Here is a 17853-nt window from a genome sequence, read left to right as displayed (position 1 = left end):
CCGGCGGAAAAAACGCGCATCTAGGCGCCATGCGCAGGTTCGACTTCTCCAGCCCCGACTTCGCCCAGGCCTTCAAGGCCTTTCTCGACGAGCGCCGCGGTTCGCCGGCCGATGTCGACGCCGCGACCGCGGACGTGCTGGAGGCGGTCAAGCATGGCGGCCTGGACGCCGTGCTCGACTACACCCGCCGCTTCGACAAGGTGGACCTGACGGAAGAGACCGTCCGCGTCACCGCCGCTGAGATCGAGGCCGGGGCCGCCGAGTGTTCGCAAGAGGTGCGCGAGGCCATCGCCTTCGCCGCCGAACGCATTCGCGTCTATCACGCTCGCCAGCGTCCGGCCGACCAGGCCTGGACCGACGAGGCCGGGGTCGAGCTGGGCTGGCGCTGGACGCCGCTGGAGGCCGTGGGCGTCTATGTGCCCGGCGGCCGGGCGGCCTATCCCTCGACCGTGCTGATGAACGCCGTGCCGGCCCAGGTGGCGGGCGTCGACCGCATCGCCATGGTCACCCCGCCCGGAAAACTGCAGCCCGCGGTGCTCGCGGCTGCCAAGGAAGCCGGCGTCACCGAGATCTGGCGCATCGGCGGGGCCCAGGCCGTCGCGGCTCTCGCTTACGGGGCCGGTCCGATCCAGCCGGTCGACAAGATTGTCGGCCCCGGCAACGCCTATGTCACCGCCGCCAAGCGCCGCCTGTACGGCGTGGTCGGCATCGACGCCCTGGCCGGTCCGTCCGAGATCGTCGTGGTCGCCGACAAGGACAACAATCCCGACTGGATCGCCGCCGACCTGTTGAGCCAGGCCGAGCACGACCCGGCCGCCCAGTCGATCCTGATCACCGACGACACCGACTTCGCCGCCGCCGTCGAGGCCGTGGTGACCGAGCGCCTGAAGACCCTGTCGACCGGCGAGGACGCCGCCGCCTCGTGGCGCGACCACGGCGCGGTGATCATCGCCCCGCTGGACGAGAGCCCGGCCCTGGTGGACGCCATCGCCCCCGAGCACGTCGAGTTCGCCCTGGAGAACCCGGAAGCTCTGTCGGACCGCGTGCGCCACGCCGGGGCGATCTTCCTGGGCCGCCTGACGCCGGAAGCCATCGGCGACTACGTGGCCGGTTCGAACCACGTGCTGCCGACCAGCCGCGCGGCGCGCTTCCAGTCGGGCCTGTCGATCTACGACTTCATCAAGCGCACCTCGATCGTGAAGTGCGACGCGGCCTCGTTCGGCATCCTTGGTCCGCACACGGCGGCGCTGGCGGAGGCCGAGGGGCTGCCGGCCCACGCCCTGTCGGCGTCCATTCGGCTTCCGGGCCGGTTGCCTTCCAAAGACTGACGCGCCAACCTCGCCGCCAAGATGTCCGAAGACCGCAGCAAGCACTTCCTGAAGAGCATCGCCATCGACGAGGATTCGTTGGCGGCCGCCTCGCGCGACCAGGAGCAGGAGCGCCAGGTGGCGATCTTCGACCTGCTGGACGGCAACTACTTCCAGCCGGCCGAGGCCGAGAGCGGGCCCTATGACCTGAAGCTCTCGCTGATCGAGAACCGGCTGGCGCTCGACATCGTCGGCGGCGGCTACGAGAAGCGGCACCTGCTGTCGCTGTCGCCGTTCCGCGGGGTGATCCGCGACTACTTCATGATCTGCGACAGCTACTACCAGGCGATCCGCAACTCGACGCCGCAGCAGATCGAGGCCTTGGACATGGGCCGGCGGGGCTTGCACAACGAGGGCTCGGGCCTGCTGCGCGAGCGGCTGGAGGGGAAGGTCAAGACCGACCTCGACACGGCCCGGCGCCTCTTCACCCTGATCTGCGCGCTGCACTGGCGGGGCTGAGCGCGTGTCGGATCTGCCCGATGCGGTGTTGTTCACCTGCAACTACAACCGCGTGCGCTCACCGATGGCCGAGGCGCTGTTCAAGCGCTTCTATGGCACGCGGGCGTACGTGGACTCCTGCGGCCTGAAGCCGGATCCGGCCGGGGAGGGGATCGACCCCTTCGTGGTGGCGGTGATGGACGAGCTGGGCGTCGACGTGGCCACCCACAAGCCCAAGACCTTCGCCGAGCTGGAGGACGACAGCTTCGACGTCGTCGTGTCGCTGACGCCGGAAGCCCAGCACCGGGCCGTGGAGCTGTCGCGCGACCGCTCGGTCGAGATCGAGTACTGGCCGACCCACGATCCGACCCTGGTGACCGAGGGCTCGCGCGAGGCGATGCTGACGGCCTATCGCGAGGTTCGCGACATGCTTTCGGCCGCGATTCGTCGGCGTTTCGGGACACCATCGACGTTTGGGGGGTGAATGCGCTATAAGCCCCGCCTCGCAGCCGCGGCTCGCGTCACGACTCGTTTTCGGGTCGCGCGGGCCGCGTTGCTATTGAACCCCTTTTGAGAGGCCTGATGGCTAAGGAAGAACTGCTCGAGTTTCCCGGCACGGTCAGCGAACTGCTGCCCAACGCCACGTTCCGCGTGAAGCTCGAGAACGATCACGAGATCATCGCCCACACCGCCGGCAAGATGCGCAAGAACCGCATCCGCGTGCTGGCCGGTGACAAGGTGCTCGTGGAAATGACGCCCTACGACCTGACCAAGGGCCGTATCACCTACCGCTTCAAGTAAGCCGGGCGCGCACATGACGGTCGCCCAGCCTTCGCTGGTCCTGGCCAGTGCGAGCCCCAGGCGCTTGGACCTTCTGGCCCAGGTCGGCGTAACGCCCGACCGGGTCGATCCCGCCGACATCGACGAGTCGCCGCTGCGCGACGAGACCCCGCGTCGCCACGCCCTGCGCCTGGCGCAGGAGAAGGCGCGCGCCGTCGCCGCCCGCTCGCCGGGCGACTTCGTGCTGGCCGCCGACACGGTGGTGGCCGTGGGCCGCCGCATCCTGCCCAAGGCCGAGAGCGAGGCGGACGTCCGCTATTGCCTGGGCCTGCTGACCGGTCGCGCCCACAAGGTGCTGACGGGCGTGGCCCTGATCGGTCCGGACGGCGGGATCAGCTCGCGGGTGATCGAGACCCGGGTGGTGTTCAAGCGGCTGTCGGACTCCGAGTTCGAATCCTACGTCGCGAGCGGGCAATGGCGCGGCAAGGCCGGCGGCTACGGCGTGCAGGGCGTTGCGGGCGGCTTCATCGTCGACCTGCAGGGCTCCTATCCCAGCGTGGTCGGCCTGCCGCTGTACGAGACCCTCTGCATGCTCGAAGGACGGGGCTGGACCCGCCGCGCGGCCGCCGCATGAGCGAGCGTCGCGCATACCTCTACAAGGGCGTCGGCGAGACCGTCGGCGTCGTCACCCTGGACGGCCGGCCCGAGCGGCTGATCGTGCAGTGGCCGGGCGATGATCCGCTGGACGCCGAGGGCGTTCGCGGGGTGGCCCGGGTGAAATCCATCGAGAAGGCCTTCGGGGCCGCCTTCGTGGCCCTGCCGGGCGGCGCCGACGTGCTGCTGCCGATCAAGCCCGACATGCCCAAGCTGGTGCAGGGCGGCCTGGTCGAGATCGAGATCCGCACCGCCTCGCGCGCCGACAAGTCGGCCGTGGCCCGCTTCATCGCCGAGGGGGAGGGGGAGCCGCGCGTGCTGGCGCCCTCTCCGACGCTTGAGGAGCAGCTGCGCCACTTCGTGAAGTCCGGCTCGCCGACCCAGGGCGAACGCGCCCTGGAGGCCGTCGAGGCGGCCGAGGCCGATATACTGGAAACCGTCTTTTCGCTGCCCGGCGGCGGCGACGTGGCCGTCGAGGCCACGCGCGCCCTGGTTTCGATCGACGTCGACCTGGGCGGCCGCGAGGGGGACGCCAAGCGCGCCGCCCGCCAGGCCAATCTGGCGGCCCTGGCCGTCGCCGCCCGCGTGCTGCGCCTGAAGGGGCTGGGCGGGCTGGTGGTGTTCGACCTGGTGGGGCGCGGCCATGACGGCCAGGCCCTGACCTCGGCCGCCCGCGTGGCCTTCGCGCCGGACAATCCGGGCGTCGCCATCGGGGGGCTCAGCAAGTTCGGGGCGCTGGAGATGGCCGTGCCGCGCCGCGCCACGCCGGTCATGGAGCGCCTGGTCGGGCGCAACGGGGCCTGGACGCCGCAATACGCCGCCCGCCGCCTGGCGCGGGCCCTGGAGCGGGAAGGGCGGGCCGATCCCGGCGCGCGCCTCGCAGCCCGCTGCGCGCCGTCGGTCGCCGATTCCTTCGCCGGCCTCGACGCCGGCGTCGCCGACCGCCTGGGCCGGCGCTTCACGGTCACGGCCGAGCCCGGCTGGCCGAACGACCGCATCGAGGTCTCCGCGTCATGAGCAGCCCCTGTCCGATCTGCCGCAAGCCGGCGACGCCGGAGGCCCGGCCCTTCTGCTCCAAGCGCTGCGCGGACGTCGATCTTCAGCGCTGGCTGTCGGACCGCTACGTGGTTCCTGGCGCCCAGGACGACGAGGAAAACCCGCTGTCCACAGACTTCGACAATTAGTCGAAAAGGGCGCTGGACAAGCCGGGCGGGCTCTCCTATAGACCCGGCTCCTCGCCGTAGGGCGAGGCCGGGGCGGCCTTAACCGCCTCGAAGGTCCAAGGGCCTGGGTAGCTCAGTTGGTAGAGCAGCGGATTGAAAATCCGCGTGTCGCTGGTTCGATTCCGGCCCCAGGCACCACCTTCTTTTTCCTCACAGTTCAGCAGGTTGCGCAGGTCCCGGATCGTCGCTTGGAAAAGCGCGTCCTCTGCGTTTGCGGGCAAGCGTCATGGCTCTTGAGCAGTCTTGGGGCGGGGCAGGGCCATAGTTGGCGCCGATCGCGTGGGCATTCGTGGGGGGTGGCTGTGCGTATCCGTTTGGATACGAAATCCTTGACAAATTTGTATCCGTATGGATACTTGCGGCATGATCGAGGTTCGCCAGACCGTCGAGTTCAGCGCCTGGACCGAAGCCCTGCGCGACCCGATCGCCAGGCGACAGGTCGCCGCCCGCGTTGCGCGTCTCGGATACGGCCATTTCGGCGACGCCAAGGCGGTCGGTGACGGCGTGATCGAACTGAGGATCCATACGGGTCCTGGCTACCGCCTCTACTTCGTCCGCCACGGCGAGGTGGTGATCGTGATGCTGGCGGGCGGCGACAAGTCGACCCAGGAGCGGGATATCGCCAAGGCCAAGGAACTCGCACGAGGGCTTCCCCCGCCCGGATGAGCAGGGGGAGGGCGGTCGCCGCCGCCTTTAACGGAGATGATGACCATGACCCAGAAGACCACGTCCACGGAGACCGTCTCGTTCGACGCCGCGCGGTTGCTCGATCGGCCGGAGGATGTCGCGTTCTTCGTGGCGGACGCGATGGAGACCGGCGATGCGGCCTACATCCAGCACGCCCTGGGCGTCGCCGCCCGGGCGCTCGGAATGGCCGAGGTGGCCGAGAAGGCCGGCCTGGGCCGCGAGAGCCTCTACAAGGCGCTGAAAGAGGACGCCAACCCGCGCTTCGAGACCGTGCTGAAGGTGACCCAGGCGCTGGGCCTGCAATTGACGGTGCGCATGGGAGAGCCTGCGGAAGCGGCTTAGCAAGCTCGGGTCCGACTTCTCGTGCGTTTCCCCGCTTTTCCTTAAGTCGCCCGGCCGACGGATTCTTGTCCGGTCAGGACATCTGGAAGCGCCGCCAGGGATTCTGAGGCGCCTCCTGAGGAGGTTGTCTGACCAGCTTCCGGGCAGTCGCCGGGAGATCGCTGTTTTGTCGGCATGCTGCGATGCGGCGCCAATATTCCCTTTGTTAGGGAAAAACCGCCTTGAATTCCTGATTTGCGTTTTGTGCAGTGCAGCAATAACCGCTTTCGAGCGCTGACTGTCGTAAATTTATGCCCTGGCCGCCCCCTTGACGGTGCGAAAAGGGGTTGCCAAAGGACCCATGCCGCAATTCTAACATTGCGGTAAGACCAGAGCCTCGAAAGGGGCCGCGGTCACTCGCGCTTCGAAACGATCCTTCTGGGCGGGCATGAGCCTTCCAAGCGGGGCGTAACGGGTCGAGCGCAGCGAAGCGGGTCTGCCCAACATCCGAGAGATCGGGTGGGAAAGCGGGCTTTTCAAGTTAGGGTGGAGACGCTCTCGCGCGACGACCCTCGGTCCAAACGTGCTAGACCAATCAGGAACTGGCGACAGATGCTCGACATTAAACGGAAGACCCCCCTCATCGCTCTCGTCGGCGCCATGGCGCTGATGGCGAGCGCCCCGGCCTTCGCTCAGGACGCCGCCGCGCCTGCGCCGGCCGCCGCCGAAGCCGCCGCTCCGGCCGCGACCCCGGCCGCAACCCCGGCTCCCGCCGCCGACGCCGCTCCGGCCGAGGAAAACGCCGGTGAAGCCGCGACCGAAAAGATGAAGTCGCACTCGCTGACCCCGGTCGGCATGTTCCTCGCGGCCGGCATCGTCGTTAAGGTCGTGATGATCGGCCTGCTGCTGGCCTCGGTCTTCTCGTGGGTTCTGCTGATCACCAAGCTGCTCGAGTTCGGCAGCCTGAACAAGCAAACCGACCAGTTCCTGGAAGCCTTCCGCGGCGCTCGCTCGATCGCGGACATCGCCCGCATCGGCTCGTCGGAAGAATTCGAAGGCAACCCGCTGGCCGACATGGCCGCCGCGGCCGCCCAAGAAGTCGAACTGTCGCGTCAAGCCGGTCTGCAAGTCGGCGGCGAACACCGCGACTCGACGATCGCTCGCGCCACCTACGCCATCAACGCGGTGCAGGCCTCGCTGGCCAAGCGCCTGTCGGGCGGCATGGTGTTCCTGGCCTCGGTCGGTTCGGGTGGTCCGTTCATCGGTCTGTTCGGCACCGTGTACGGGATCATGACCTCGTTCATCAGCATCGCGAACACCAACACGACCAACCTCGCCGTCGTCGCGCCGGGTATCGCTGAAGCCCTGCTCGCCACCGGTATCGGTCTGTTCGCCGCTATCCCGGCGGTTATCTTCTACAACTACTTCCAGACCCGCATCTCGGCCTACGGCACGCGTTCGGAAGGTTTCGTTGCTGAACTGATGAACGCTATCTCGCGTCAGCTCGACAAGGGGGCGTAAGACCGATGGCCGCCAAACTTTCGGGTGGCGGCGGCGACAGGTTCAACGTCGAACAGAACAGCGAGATCAACGTCACGCCCTTCGTGGACGTCATGCTGGTCCTTCTGATCATCTTCATGGTGGCGGCTCCGCTGGCCTCCGTGTCGATCGAAGTGAACCTGCCGCCGGCGGTGGCGAAAGCGACCCCCAACCCGCCGAAACCGGTCTACATCTCCATCAAGGCGAACGGTCAGCTGTACATCGGCGACGACCGGACCTCGATCGACACGATGGGTGAAGACCTGACGAAGAACATCGGCAGACGCGATCCCTCCAAGGAACGCATCTTCATCCGCGCGGACGAAAAGACTCGCTACGGCTCGTTTATGGAGGTCATGAACGCCCTCCAGGACAACGGGTTCTACAGCGTGGCCCTTATCGGCCGGGATGAGAACAGCTGAGGGGTGATGCATGGCTGAACAACAAACGCCCGAGCATCGCCACTACGATCCGCTGACCTCGGAAGGTCCGCGCCGTAAGAAGGGCCTCGGCACCTTCGGCGTGGCCCTGATCATCGTCCTCGGGCTGCACGGGCTCCTCTTCGCGTACCTCGCGAAGCAGAAGTTCGAAGCGGTGCTGAAGGAGTACAGCGACGAAGCTGTGGACGTGGAGCTGCCTCCGCCTCCGCCGCCTCCGCCGCCGCCTCCTCCGCCCCCGCCGCCGCCGCCGACCAACGCTCCGCCGCCGCCTCCCGCGGTGGTGCAGCCGAGGCCGCCGATCGCGCCGCCGCCGGACGTGACGCCGCCGCCGCCGCTCCCGATCCCGCCCGTCAAGGAGCGGGTCGAGCAGACGGCGCCGCCGATCGTCTCGTCGGCTCCGCCGGCGCCGGTGACGGCTCCGCCCGCCCGGGCTTCGGTCGTGACGCGTCCCGATTGGGCGCGTAAGCCGAACGCCGACGACATGGCCCGGTACTATCCGGACCGTGCACAGCGGACGGAAACCGGTGGTCGTGCGACGATCCGTTGCACGGTGAACGCCAAGGGTTCGCTCGAGAACTGCTCGGTCGTGTCGGAATCTCCGGCCGACTACGGTTTCGGCGACGCGGCCCTGAAGCTGTCGCGCCTCTTCCGCATGAAGCCGAAGACCCTCGATGGGGCTCCGGTGGACGGCGGCGAGATCACGGTGCCGATCACCTTCCAGGTCCCGCAATAGCGACGACCTGGGAACGATCCCAAGAAGACGCCCTGGAGCATCCGCTCCGGGGCGTTTTTCTTTGCCCTCTCTCCTGCGGTCGGAGCGGGGCGTTTTCGGGGCGCGATTTTCTCCGTTTCGGGGCTTTTCGCCGCTTGATCCCGACGGCGGGTCCGACTAAGAACACGCCTCTCGCGGAGCCGCCTTAGCTCAGTTGGTTAGAGCGCTAGATTGTGGATCTAGAGGTCCTCGGTTCGAGCCCGAGAGGTGGTACCACGCGAGAACGTTGAAAAGGCCCGGCGGCGACGCCGGGCCTTTTTCGTTTCCTGGCTCCGGTTGGAGAATTCCTCAGCCCGCGGCGCATCTTGTCGCTTGCGCCGAAATCAAACGCTTGTAAGGGTTCCCTATGGGTAAGGGGATTGAAGTCTTGAGTTCGACCACCGAGATCGCCGCCGGCCAAGAGGCCGAGGCCCAGGAAACCGAAGCCGTCACCAAGAACCTGGTGTTCACGGCCGCCGAGCGGCTGTTCGCGCTGCACGGCTTCCAGAACGTGTCGGTGCGCGACATCACCGCCGCCGCGGGCGTGAACCTGGCGTCGGTGAACTATCACTTCGGCTCCAAGGACGCCCTGCTGTTCGAAATCTTCAAGCGGCGCACGGCCGAGCTCAATCGCGAGCGGGCCAAGATGCTGCACGAGGCCAACGACCGAAACGCCGGGACCCCGCCGGTGCGAGAGATCCTGGCGGCCCTGCTGACCCCGCCGCTGCGCTGGCTGGCCCCCGACCACGAGCGCCGCATCTCGCTGCAGTTCCTGATCCGTGCCCGCAGCGAGGGCACCGACGAGATCCGCACCGTGCTGAAGACCGACGTCTCGCACCTGCGCCGCTTCTCCGACGCCCTCTTGAAGGCGCGGCCGGAGCTGTCGGCCGAGGAGGTCTACTGGCGGCTGCACTTCACCCTGGGGATGCTGCACAACAACCGCTTCGCCGAGTTCGACCGCCTGAACGTGCTGTCGGAAGGCCAGACCAGCGAGGCCGACGTGGTGTCGCTGCTGGACCGGATGCTGGGCTTCGCCGAGGCCGGGTTCGCGGCCTGAGGGGGCTTCAGATCCCTCTCTCTGAGAGAGAGGGAGGGGCCCGCGCCGAAGGCGTGGGAGGGTGAGAGGTAACAAACTCACCAGATAGGGCGCAGCGGTTCAGCCGGGTCTTGGAAGCCGTTCCTGCATATCCCGGACAGCCCGGCGTTACGCGTCGGATTTGCCTGCTAGCGGTGAAACCTCTCACCCTCCCACCGCTGCGCGGCGGGCCCCTCCCTCTCTCAAAGAGAGAGGGTTTAGCGCGTATGCACGAATCACCGGTATGTGAGGAACGTTCGTCAAAGCCGAGGGTTAAGGTGGCCCCATGGCTCGGCTCGGCATCACTCATGAGACCCGATACGCTTACGAGCGCCCGGTGGCGTTCGGGCCGCACCGGCTGCTGATCCGGCCGCGCGACAGCCACGCCATCCGCATCGTCGAGGCCTCGCTGGCGACCTCGCTGCCCGGCCAGACGCGGTGGAGCTACGACGCCAACGGCAACTGCGTCTGCACCTTCCAGCCGGAAGGGAAGGCCGACTTCCTGACCATCACCAGCCGCCTGGTCATCGACCGCTTTCCCGCGCCCCTGACCGACCAGGCCGTGGCCGACCCGCACACCGTCTCGCCCATCGTCTACGGCCGCGAGGACCGGGCGGTGCTGGACCCCTTCATCCGCCCCGCCACCGAGGACGCCGACCGGGTGATGCTGCGCTGGCTGCGCGAGCAGATGGAGCGGCCGGACGAGCCGGCGCTGGAGTTCCTGCTGCGGCTCAACTCCACCATCCACGACCAGTTCGAGTATCAGGCCAGGGCGGCCGAAGGCACCCAGAGCCCGGCCCTGACCGTGGCGCGCGGGGCGGGCACCTGCCGCGACTTCGCCTGGCTGATGGTCGAGGCCCTGCGACGGCTGGGCTACGCCGCGGTGTTCGCCACCGGCTATCTCTACAGCCCTTCGCACGGCGGGATGAGGGGCGCGGGGGCGACCCACGCCTGGTGCGAGGTGTTCCTGCCGGACCTCGGCTGGACCGAGTTCGACCCCACCAACGGACTGGCGGAATCCGAGGACCTGATCCGCGTGGCGGCCACCCGCACCCCGGCCGAGGCCCTGCCGGTGTCGGGCACGGTGATCGGCGATCCGGGGCTTTCGGAACTCAGCGTGGTGGTCGACGTGCAGCAGCAGGACGGGCTGTGCGAAGCGGCATGACGAAGATCAACGACAAGCGCCGGCAAGGCGCGCAGGATGAGATTTGAGGCGGGAGGAGGCGAGGCCATGATGACGAAGCCGTTCCAACACCAGAACCCGATGACCAACTACTGCATCCCCAAGTCCGAGCCCAAGGCCCAGCACGGCCAGAAGCCGGCCAAGGAATGCGTGGACCTGAAGGACGAGAAGCGCTCGTTCGAGCCGCGTCCGGGGCACTAGGTCACCGAAAAATCGTCATCCCGGGCGGAGGGCCGCGAAGCGGACCGCAGGCCCTGGACCAAGGGGGCGACGCATGGCGGCGGCCCCTGCGTGAGGCGCTTGATCTGACTGCTGCGCCCAGTCCCCTGGGTCCCGGCTCTTCCGCCCGCCTTCGCGGGCGTGCGGCCAGGATGACGAGCTTAGGGGAAGGGGAAGCGGGCCCTCACCCCCGCCGCAGGATGAACTCCAGATCCCGCACCTGGCCGACCGGGAAGAAGTACTCGCCGACCTTGGCGAAGCCCAGGCGGCCGTAGAGGCGCTGGGCGCCGAAGTTCTCGGACCAGACGCCGATCCACAGGGGGCGCGGGCCGTCCTTTTCCAGCCAGTCCAGGACCGTGTTCAGCAGGCGTGAGCCGTTACCGCCGCCCTGGTGGTCCTTCAGCACGTAGATTCGCTTCAGCTCGCCGTGGTCGGCCTGGACGTCCGGGTGTGGCAGGTCGCAGGGGCCGGCCAGGGCGTAGCCGATCGCCGTCCCGTCCTTCTCCAGGATCCAGCTGGCCTTGTCGGGATCGGCGAGGTCGCGCCGCGTGCGCTCGAGGCCGTAGGCGTAGGCCAGGAAGGTCTCCAGGTCCTGCGGCGGATAGAGGTGCGCGAAGGTCTCGGTGAAGGTGCGCGCCCCCAGGGCGGACAGGGTTTGCGCGTCTTCGGCGACGGCGCGGCGCAGGGTCGTGCTCATGGGCAGGTGATGCCTCGAAAAAGGCTGGGCGGACAAGCGCCCTCGCGCGTTTTCGAAAAGCGATTGGTCTTATGGCGACCGGCCGACAAACCGCCTAGGTAGGGCGCGCGCCAGGGTCGCCCAAGGGGCCGGGACGACCGCGTGCTTGCCAAGCGCGCACGGGCGTGTCATGACAACGTTGTCATAGGGTGGACGAAAAGTGACCAAGAAAAAGACCGAAGACGGCGAAACGGGCCGCGAGGTTTTGGTGCTGCTGGGCGGCGCCGGCGACCTAGCCCTGCGCATGCTCCTGCCATCGCTGTATTTCCTGGAAGTCGACCGGCTGCTGCCGCATGACCTGCGCATCTTCGGCGTGGCGCGCGGCGACCTCACCGGCGCTGGCTACCGCGAGCTGGTGCGCGAGCACCTGGGCAAGCGCGCCAACGTGGAAGAGGCCGCCTGGGAGCGCCTGGCCGCCCGCCTCGACTATCTTCCGGTCGACATCACCAAGGAGGAGGGGGCCAAGGCCCTGGCCGACAAGATCGGCCCGCACGACTCGCTGGTGATCTTCTTCGCCGTTTCGCCCAGCCTCTATCCGTCCGCCTGCCAGGCGCTGCAGAGCGCGGGCCTGACCGGCCCCACGACGCGTCTGATCCTGGAAAAGCCGATCGGTCGCGATCTCGAAAGCTCGAAGATCACCAACGCCGCGGTCGGCGCCGTGGTCGATGAGAGCCAGATCTTCCGCATCGACCACTATCTGGGCAAGGAGACGGTCCAGAACCTGACGGCCCTGCGGTTCGCCAACGTGCTGTTCGAGCCGCTGTGGGACAACAAGTCGATCGACCACGTCCAGATCACGATCGCCGAGACCGAGAAGGTCGGCGACCGCTGGCCCTATTACGACGAGTACGGCGCCCTGCGCGACATGCTGCAGAACCACCTTCTACAGCTGCTGTGCCTGGTGGCCATGGAGGCCCCGTCGGGCTTCGACCCCGATGCCGTCCGCGACGAGAAGGTCAAGGTGCTGCGGTCCCTGCGGCCCTTCACCAAGGACAACGTGGCGCACGACACCGTCCGCGGCCAATACGTGGCCGGTGTGGTCGAGGGCACGGCCCGGGCCGGCTATCTCGAAGAGGTGGGCAAGGGCTCCAAGACCGAGACCTTCGTGGCCATGAAGGTCGGCATCGACAACTGGCGCTGGGCGGGCGTTCCGTTCTTCCTGCGCACCGGCAAGAACCTGCCCGACCGCCGCACCCAGATCGTCGTGCAGTTCAAGCCTGTGCCGCACAACATCTTCGGCGCCGTGACCCAGGGCGAGATGCAGGCCAACCGCCTGGTCATCGACTTGCAGCCGGAAGAAGACATCTCGCTGTCGGTGATGACCAAGCGTCCGGGTCTGTCGGAAGAGGGCATGCGCCTGCAGTCGCTGCCGCTGTCGCTGAACATGGCCGCACCTGGCAGCCGCCGCCGGATCGCCTATGAGAAGCTGCTGCTGGACGCCTTCCGCGGCGACCGCACCCTGTTCGTGCGCCGCGACGAGGTCGAGGCCGCGTGGCGCTTCGTCGACGGCGTGGCCAAGGCCTGGGCCGAAGCCAATATCGAGCCGGCGCCCTACGCCGCCGGCACCTGGGGTCCGGCCAGCGCCGCGTCGCTGATCGCGCCGCAGGGCCGCGCCTGGAAGTCGTGATGGGTACGCGCAACATGCCCAAGATCGAAGTCTTCCCGACCCGCGAGGCCCTGTACGACGCCGCGGCCTCGACGCTCGCCAACGCCCTGACCACCACGGTGGCGACCCACGGCAAGGCCGGGTTCGCCGCCACCGGCGGCTCCACGCCCGAGCCGGTCTATCAGCGCCTGGCCACCCTGACCCTGCCCTGGGACAAGGTGACCGTGACCCTGACCGACGAGCGCTTCGTGCCGCCGTCGGACCCGAGCAGCAACGAGGGCCTCGTGCGCCGCTCGCTGCTGCAGGGCGAGGCGGCCAAGGCTGGCTTCGCGCCGCTCTACGCCGACCCGGCCTCGCCGCAGGCCGCGGCCGACGCGGCGGAGGCCGGCGTCGCCGAGGCCCTGCCGTTCGGCGTGACCCTGCTGGGCGTGGGGGGCGATGGCCACTTCGCCTCGCTGTTCCCGGGCAACCCGGTGCTGGAAGAGGGGCTGGACCTCGATAACGAGCGCCTGGTGCTGGCCGTGCCGAAAGGTGAGCCGGCCCCCGACCTTCCGCGGATCAGCTTGACCTTCAAGGCGTTGATTCAGACGTCGCTGATCGTCCTGCTGGTCACCGGCCAGGCCAAGCGCGAACTGCTGGAAGGCTCGGTCGATCCGAGCCTGCCGGTGGCCAAGATTCTCGATCAGGACCGCGTGCCGGTCCGCATCCTCTGGGCGGAGTAGTTCTGATGGCCCTCAATCCCGTCATCGCCGAGATCACCCAGCGGATCGTCGAGCGCAGCCGCCCGACCCGCGAGGCCTACATCGCCCAGATGGAGGCCGCCGCCCTGGCCCAGCCGGGCCGCGCCAAGCTGTCGTGCGCCAACTGGGCCCACGCCTTCGCCGCCTCGCCGGCGGCCGACAAGGTGCGGGCGCTGGATCCGAACGCGCCGAACCTGGGCATAGTCTCGGCCTATAACGACATGCTGTCGGCCCACCAGCCGCTGGAAGAATACCCGGCGCTGATCAAGGAGGCCGCCCGCGAGGTCGGCGCCACGGCCCAGTTCGCCGGCGGCGTGCCGGCCATGTGCGACGGCGTCACCCAAGGGCGCCCGGGCATGGAACTGTCGCTGTTCTCGCGCGACGTCATCGCCATGGCCACGGCCGTCGCCCTGACCCACGACGCCTTCGACGCGGCCATGTATCTGGGCGTCTGCGACAAGATCGTGCCGGGCCTGGTGATCGGCGCGCTGGCCTTCAGCCACCTGCCGGCGGTGTTCGTGCCGGCCGGCCCGATGACCTCGGGCCTGCCGAACTCGGAAAAGGCCCGCATCCGCGCCCTCTACGCCGAGGGCAAGGTCGGCCGCGACGAACTGCTGGCCGCCGAAAGCGCCAGCTATCACGGCCCGGGCACCTGCACCTTCTACGGCACGGCCAACACCAACCAGATGCTGATGGAGCTGATGGGCCTGCACCTGCCGGGCTCGGCCTTCGTGCATCCCAACACCCCGCTGCGCAGCGCCCTGGTCAAGGAATCGGCCCGCCGCGTCGCCGCCGTCACTCACAAGGGCAACGACTGGATCCCGGTCGGCCGGGTGATCGACGAGAAGGCCGTGGTCAACGGCGTCGTCGGCCTGATGGCCACCGGCGGCTCGACCAACCTGGCCCTGCACATCGTGGCCATGGCCCGGGCGGCCGGGATCATCCTGACCCTGGAAGACCTGGACGACATCTCCAAGGCCGTGCCGCTGCTGGCCAAGGTCTATCCGAACGGCTCGGCCGACGTGAACCACTTCCAGGCCGCCGGCGGCATGGCCTTCGTGGTGCGCGAACTGCTGAAGGCCGGCATGGCCCACGAGGACGTGCTGACCATCGCCGGTCCCGGGCTGTCGAACTATCACCAGGAGCCCTACCTGGACGGCGACGAGCTGAAGTGGCGCGAAGGCCCGGAGACCTCGCTGGACGAGGCCATCCTGCGCCCGGTCGACAACCCCTTCAGCAAGGAAGGCGGCCTCAAGCTGCTAGCCGGGAACCTTGGTCGCGGCGTGATCAAGATCTCGGCCGTCAAGCCCGAGCACCACGTGATCACCGCGCCCGCCGCGGTGTTCCAGGAGCAGGAAGACTTCATCGCCGCCTTCAAGCGCGGCGAGCTGGAGCGCGACGTCGTCGTCGTGGTGCGCTTCCAGGGTCCGTCGGCCAACGGCATGCCCGAGCTGCACAACCTGTCGCCGTCGATCTCGGTGCTGCTGGACCGCGGCTTCAAGGTGGCCCTGGTCACCGACGGCCGCATGTCGGGCGCCTCGGGCAAGACGCCGGCCGCCATCCACGTGACGCCGGAAGCCGCCAAGGGCGGGCCTCTGGCCTACGTCCAGGACGGCGACGTCATCACCATGAACGCCGACACCGGCGAGCTCTTCATCCATGTGGACGAGGCCGAACTCCTCGCCCGCACGCCTGCACCAGTCCCGGCGTCCAAGCCGGGCTTCGGGCGCGAACTTTTCAGCTGGATGCGACACGGGGTCGGCGCCGCCGACGCCGGCGCGTCCGTGCTGTTTGCTTAAAGGGAACGGGAAACCCATGAACGGCGCCAACGCACACGGGCTCGGCCTGGTCGGGGACATCGGCGGCACCAACGCCCGCTTCGCCCTGGTCGACTTCGACGGCCCCGATCCCCGCCTGATCGAGCCCACCGCCTACAAGGGCGAGGACTACGACACGGCCGAGGACGCCATCGAGGACTATCTGGCCAAGGTGGGGGTCAAGCATCCCGACCAGGCCGTGGTCGCGGTGGCGGGCCCGATCGAGCACGGCGCCGTTCACTTCACCAACATCGACTGGCGCCTGTCGGAAGACAGCCTGCGCCGCACGGGCGGTTTCCGTAACGCCCGCCTGATCAACGACTTCACGGCCCAGGCCCTGGCCGCGCCGCGCCTGTCGCCGAAGGACCTGCGCCAGATCGGCCCGCTGCCGACCTCGGGCGAAGGCGATCTCGCCATCATCGGCCCGGGCACCGGCTTCGGCGCCGCCGGCATGGTGCGCCGCCACGGCTGCGATACCCCTCTGACCACCGAGGGCGGCCACATCTCGTTCGCCCCGGTCGACGACATCGAGATCGAGATCCTGCGCGGCCTGCAGGCCAAGTACGGCCGCGTGTCGGTCGAGCGGATCCTGGCCGGCCAGGGCATGGAGGACCTGCACGTCCTGCTGGCCCAGATCGAGGGCCGCCCGGTCGAGGACCTGGCCGCCAAGGCCATCACCGAAGGCGCCGTGGCCGGCCGCGAATGCTGCAAGACCACGGTCGAGCGGTTCTGCGCCATCCTCGGCTCGACGGCCGGGGATCTCGCCCTGGCGCTCGGCGCGCGGGGCGGGGTGTTCATCGCCGGCGGCATCGCCCCCCGGATCGTCGACCTGCTGGAAGCCAGCGCCTTCCGCGAACGCTTCGAGGCCAAGGGCCGTCTGTCGGACTACGTGAAGGCCATCCCAACCCACGTGATCCTGCATCCCCATACCGCCCTGATCGGGGCGGCCGTGGCGATGACGCCGGATGGCCAGGCTTCGATTTCGTAGGGCTCAGTGCGTGGTCCTCGTCCTTCGACAGGCTCAGGATGAGGACCGCGGCCAGCGTTTGGGACGTCTAGAAACCTCATCCTGAGCCTGTCGAAGGACGAGGTTTCCACCACGGGAGGCGGTCCCCGAACCGCCGTTTTCAGCAGCCCCGTCCAAAAAGGGGTCGCCTTGACAAGGTTGTCATGGCCTGTTGTCTCGCTTGAAGGCTGAATCACGCCGCGCGAGGCTCTTACTTGAACGCCAAGGTTACGATCCACGACGTCGCCCGCCTGTCGGGCGTATCGATCAAGACCGTGTCGCGGGTGCTCAACCGTGAGCCCAACGTCAAGGCCGACACCCGTGATCGGGTGCAGGAGGCCGTGGCCTCGCTGAACTATCGGCCCAACATCTCGGCCCGGAGCCTGGCGGGCTCCAAGGCCTATCTGATCGGCGTGTTCTTCGACAACCCCAGCCCCGCCTATGTCACCGACGTGCAGTTGGGGGCAATCGGACGGTGTCGGACGGAAGGCTATCACCTGATCGTCGAGCCGCTCGATTCCACGGGCGACATCGAGGAGCAGGTGGAGCCGATGCTGGCCACCCTGCGCATGGACGGGGTGATCCTGACGCCGCCGGTCTGCGACAACGCCCGGGTGCTGGCCGTTCTGGACGCCGAGGGCGTGCCGTATGTCCGCCTGTCGCCGGACAAGGATCTCGATCGCTCGGCCTATGTGCGCATGGACGACGTGGCGGCCGCCTATGACATGACGGCCCACTTGATCAAGCTGGGCCACAAGGACATCGCCTTCATCAAGGGCCACCCCGACCACGGCGCGGCCCACCTGCGCTATGACGGCTACGCCAAGGCCATGGCCGACCATGGCCTGACGGTGCGCGAGGACCGCGTGGCCCAGGGCTACTTCTCGTTCCGCTCGGGCTTCGAGGCGGCCGAGACCCTGCTGGCGGGCGACGACCGGCCGACGGCGATCTTCGCCTCCAACGACGACATGGCCCTGGGGGTGATGGCCGTGGCCAACCGCCTGCGCCTGAACGTGCCCGAGACCCTGTCGGTGGCCGGCTTCGACGACACGCCCGGCGCCAAGGTCGTCTGGCCGCAGCTGACCACCGTGCGCCAGCCGATCCAGGCCATGGCGGCGGCCGCCGCTGACCTGCTGCTCAGCGGCGACTTGAAGGGCGAGGAGGGGGCTCCGCCGCCCTCGCGCCTGCTCGACTTCGAGCTGGTGGTCCGGGAGTCGACCGGCCCGGCGGCGGGCTGAGGCTCAACCGCCAGGCGCGCGCTCTACAGAGAT

Annotated in this window: 21 protein-coding genes and 2 tRNA genes; 22 read left to right on the top strand and 1 reads right to left on the bottom strand. The window is 68.4% G+C overall.

Annotation, left to right across the window (positions count from 1 at the left end; all coding sequences use genetic code 11):
- Positions 1–29 precede the first annotated feature (29 nt).
- From hisD to AC07NG_RS15845, 17 genes are all read left to right on the top strand, one after another.
- On the top strand, positions 30–1328 hold the full coding sequence (gene hisD / locus AC07NG_RS15925; RefSeq protein ID WP_494595056.1) for a histidinol dehydrogenase: 1299 nt from the start codon (positions 30–32) through the stop codon (positions 1326–1328).
- Positions 1329–1349: 21 nt separating this feature from the next.
- The gene (locus AC07NG_RS15920) at positions 1350–1826 is read left to right on the top strand and encodes a UPF0262 family protein (protein ID WP_494595055.1); all 477 of its coding nucleotides are present in this window, start codon (positions 1350–1352) and stop codon (positions 1824–1826) included.
- A 4-nt stretch (positions 1827–1830) separates the two neighbouring features.
- A complete protein-coding gene (locus AC07NG_RS15915; RefSeq protein ID WP_494595054.1) occupies positions 1831–2289 on the top strand; it encodes an arsenate-mycothiol transferase ArsC in 459 nt (152 codons plus the stop codon).
- A gap of 98 nt (positions 2290–2387) precedes the next feature.
- Entirely contained in the window at positions 2388–2606 is a 219-nt protein-coding gene (gene infA / locus AC07NG_RS15910; protein WP_004617696.1) for a translation initiation factor IF-1, read from the top strand.
- Positions 2607–2619: 13 nt separating this feature from the next.
- The gene (locus AC07NG_RS15905; RefSeq protein WP_494595052.1) at positions 2620–3219 is read left to right on the top strand and encodes a Maf family nucleotide pyrophosphatase; all 600 of its coding nucleotides are present in this window, start codon (positions 2620–2622) and stop codon (positions 3217–3219) included.
- Positions 3216–4256 carry a ribonuclease E/G gene (locus AC07NG_RS15900; RefSeq protein WP_494595051.1) on the top strand — a complete coding sequence of 347 codons (1041 nt, stop codon included), beginning with the start codon at positions 3216–3218 and terminating at the stop codon, positions 4254–4256. Before AC07NG_RS15905 ends, AC07NG_RS15900 begins: the two co-directional genes overlap by 4 nt.
- Positions 4253–4423 (top strand): DNA gyrase inhibitor YacG, encoded by a 171-nt coding sequence (yacG, locus tag AC07NG_RS15895; RefSeq protein ID WP_110133139.1) that lies wholly within the window; start codon positions 4253–4255, stop codon positions 4421–4423. Before AC07NG_RS15900 ends, yacG begins: the two co-directional genes overlap by 4 nt.
- Before the next feature lie 101 nt (positions 4424–4524).
- A tRNA-Phe gene (locus AC07NG_RS15890) sits at positions 4525–4600 on the top strand.
- A gap of 225 nt (positions 4601–4825) precedes the next feature.
- Positions 4826–5128: a type II toxin-antitoxin system RelE/ParE family toxin gene (locus AC07NG_RS15885; RefSeq protein ID WP_494595049.1), complete on the top strand. Its 303-nt coding sequence runs from the start codon at positions 4826–4828 to the stop codon at positions 5126–5128.
- Positions 5129–5173: 45 nt separating this feature from the next.
- Entirely contained in the window at positions 5174–5491 is a 318-nt protein-coding gene (locus AC07NG_RS15880) for an addiction module antidote protein (RefSeq protein WP_494595047.1), read from the top strand.
- A 591-nt stretch (positions 5492–6082) separates the two neighbouring features.
- Entirely contained in the window at positions 6083–6991 is a 909-nt protein-coding gene (locus tag AC07NG_RS15875) for a MotA/TolQ/ExbB proton channel family protein (RefSeq protein ID WP_487290950.1), read from the top strand.
- 5 nt (positions 6992–6996) lie between these two features.
- The gene (locus AC07NG_RS15870; protein ID WP_110133137.1) at positions 6997–7431 is read left to right on the top strand and encodes a biopolymer transporter ExbD; all 435 of its coding nucleotides are present in this window, start codon (positions 6997–6999) and stop codon (positions 7429–7431) included.
- Positions 7432–7441: 10 nt separating this feature from the next.
- Positions 7442–8182 (top strand): energy transducer TonB, encoded by a 741-nt coding sequence (locus tag AC07NG_RS15865; protein WP_492856928.1) that lies wholly within the window; start codon positions 7442–7444, stop codon positions 8180–8182.
- 178 nt (positions 8183–8360) lie between these two features.
- Positions 8361–8437 (top strand) — tRNA-His (locus AC07NG_RS15860).
- A 151-nt stretch (positions 8438–8588) separates the two neighbouring features.
- A complete protein-coding gene (locus AC07NG_RS15855) occupies positions 8589–9257 on the top strand; it encodes a TetR/AcrR family transcriptional regulator (protein WP_494595044.1) in 669 nt (222 codons plus the stop codon).
- Positions 9258–9561: 304 nt separating this feature from the next.
- Entirely contained in the window at positions 9562–10440 is an 879-nt protein-coding gene (locus AC07NG_RS15850; RefSeq protein WP_494595042.1) for a transglutaminase family protein, read from the top strand.
- A gap of 69 nt (positions 10441–10509) precedes the next feature.
- Positions 10510–10659, top strand: coding sequence for a hypothetical protein (locus AC07NG_RS15845; RefSeq protein ID WP_199232610.1), 150 nt, complete (start codon positions 10510–10512; stop codon positions 10657–10659).
- Between the two features lie 202 nt (positions 10660–10861).
- Here AC07NG_RS15845 and AC07NG_RS15840 read toward each other — a convergent pair whose 3' ends face one another.
- The gene (locus tag AC07NG_RS15840) at positions 10862–11374 is read right to left on the bottom strand and encodes a GNAT family N-acetyltransferase (protein WP_494595040.1); all 513 of its coding nucleotides are present in this window, start codon (positions 11372–11374) and stop codon (positions 10862–10864) included.
- Between the two features lie 199 nt (positions 11375–11573).
- On the opposite strand from AC07NG_RS15840, the gene zwf reads away from it, so the two are divergent.
- From zwf to AC07NG_RS15815, 5 genes are all read left to right on the top strand, one after another.
- Positions 11574–13040 carry a glucose-6-phosphate dehydrogenase gene (gene zwf / locus AC07NG_RS15835; RefSeq protein WP_487290955.1) on the top strand — a complete coding sequence of 489 codons (1467 nt, stop codon included), beginning with the start codon at positions 11574–11576 and terminating at the stop codon, positions 13038–13040.
- On the top strand, positions 13040–13741 hold the full coding sequence (gene pgl / locus AC07NG_RS15830) for a 6-phosphogluconolactonase (RefSeq protein WP_494595037.1): 702 nt from the start codon (positions 13040–13042) through the stop codon (positions 13739–13741). The genes zwf and pgl overlap by 1 nt, the downstream gene beginning before the upstream one ends.
- Before the next feature lie 5 nt (positions 13742–13746).
- Complete coding sequence (gene edd / locus AC07NG_RS15825) at positions 13747–15558, top strand: phosphogluconate dehydratase (RefSeq protein WP_110119355.1); 1812 nt, start codon at positions 13747–13749, stop codon at positions 15556–15558.
- A gap of 16 nt (positions 15559–15574) precedes the next feature.
- Positions 15575–16564: a glucokinase gene (glk, locus tag AC07NG_RS15820; RefSeq protein WP_494595035.1), complete on the top strand. Its 990-nt coding sequence runs from the start codon at positions 15575–15577 to the stop codon at positions 16562–16564.
- Between the two features lie 233 nt (positions 16565–16797).
- Positions 16798–17820 carry a LacI family DNA-binding transcriptional regulator gene (locus tag AC07NG_RS15815; RefSeq protein WP_492856933.1) on the top strand — a complete coding sequence of 341 codons (1023 nt, stop codon included), beginning with the start codon at positions 16798–16800 and terminating at the stop codon, positions 17818–17820.
- The last annotated feature ends 33 nt before the right edge of the window (positions 17821–17853 follow it).

The organism is Caulobacter sp. GW821-FHT10C03, from assembly GCF_059415485.1.
The sequence above is the reverse complement of the archived record's forward strand: the minus strand, read 5'-3'. Positions and strand labels throughout refer to the sequence as shown.

Bases quoted from the DNA above. Each gene is read 5' to 3' on its own strand.
- hisD (WP_494595056.1), top strand. From the start codon at position 30: ATGCGCAGGTTCGACTTCTCCAGCCCCGACTTCGCCCAGGCCTTCAAG.
- glk (WP_494595035.1), top strand. From the start codon at position 15,575: ATGAACGGCGCCAACGCACACGGGCTCGGCCTGGTCGGGGACATCGGC.
- edd (WP_110119355.1), top strand. From the start codon at position 13,747: ATGGCCCTCAATCCCGTCATCGCCGAGATCACCCAGCGGATCGTCGAG.
- AC07NG_RS15845 (WP_199232610.1), top strand. From the start codon at position 10,510: ATGACGAAGCCGTTCCAACACCAGAACCCGATGACCAACTACTGCATC.
- AC07NG_RS15920 (WP_494595055.1), top strand. From the start codon at position 1,350: ATGTCCGAAGACCGCAGCAAGCACTTCCTGAAGAGCATCGCCATCGAC.
- AC07NG_RS15885 (WP_494595049.1), top strand. From the start codon at position 4,826: ATGATCGAGGTTCGCCAGACCGTCGAGTTCAGCGCCTGGACCGAAGCC.
- AC07NG_RS15870 (WP_110133137.1), top strand. From the start codon at position 6,997: ATGGCCGCCAAACTTTCGGGTGGCGGCGGCGACAGGTTCAACGTCGAA.
- infA (WP_004617696.1), top strand. From the start codon at position 2,388: ATGGCTAAGGAAGAACTGCTCGAGTTTCCCGGCACGGTCAGCGAACTG.
- AC07NG_RS15900 (WP_494595051.1), top strand. From the start codon at position 3,216: ATGAGCGAGCGTCGCGCATACCTCTACAAGGGCGTCGGCGAGACCGTC.
- AC07NG_RS15905 (WP_494595052.1), top strand. From the start codon at position 2,620: ATGACGGTCGCCCAGCCTTCGCTGGTCCTGGCCAGTGCGAGCCCCAGG.
- yacG (WP_110133139.1), top strand. From the start codon at position 4,253: ATGAGCAGCCCCTGTCCGATCTGCCGCAAGCCGGCGACGCCGGAGGCC.
- AC07NG_RS15880 (WP_494595047.1), top strand. From the start codon at position 5,174: ATGACCCAGAAGACCACGTCCACGGAGACCGTCTCGTTCGACGCCGCG.
- AC07NG_RS15850 (WP_494595042.1), top strand. From the start codon at position 9,562: ATGGCTCGGCTCGGCATCACTCATGAGACCCGATACGCTTACGAGCGC.
- pgl (WP_494595037.1), top strand. From the start codon at position 13,040: ATGGGTACGCGCAACATGCCCAAGATCGAAGTCTTCCCGACCCGCGAG.
- AC07NG_RS15875 (WP_487290950.1), top strand. From the start codon at position 6,083: ATGCTCGACATTAAACGGAAGACCCCCCTCATCGCTCTCGTCGGCGCC.
- AC07NG_RS15865 (WP_492856928.1), top strand. From the start codon at position 7,442: ATGGCTGAACAACAAACGCCCGAGCATCGCCACTACGATCCGCTGACC.
- AC07NG_RS15840 (WP_494595040.1), bottom strand. From the start codon at position 11,374: ATGAGCACGACCCTGCGCCGCGCCGTCGCCGAAGACGCGCAAACCCTG.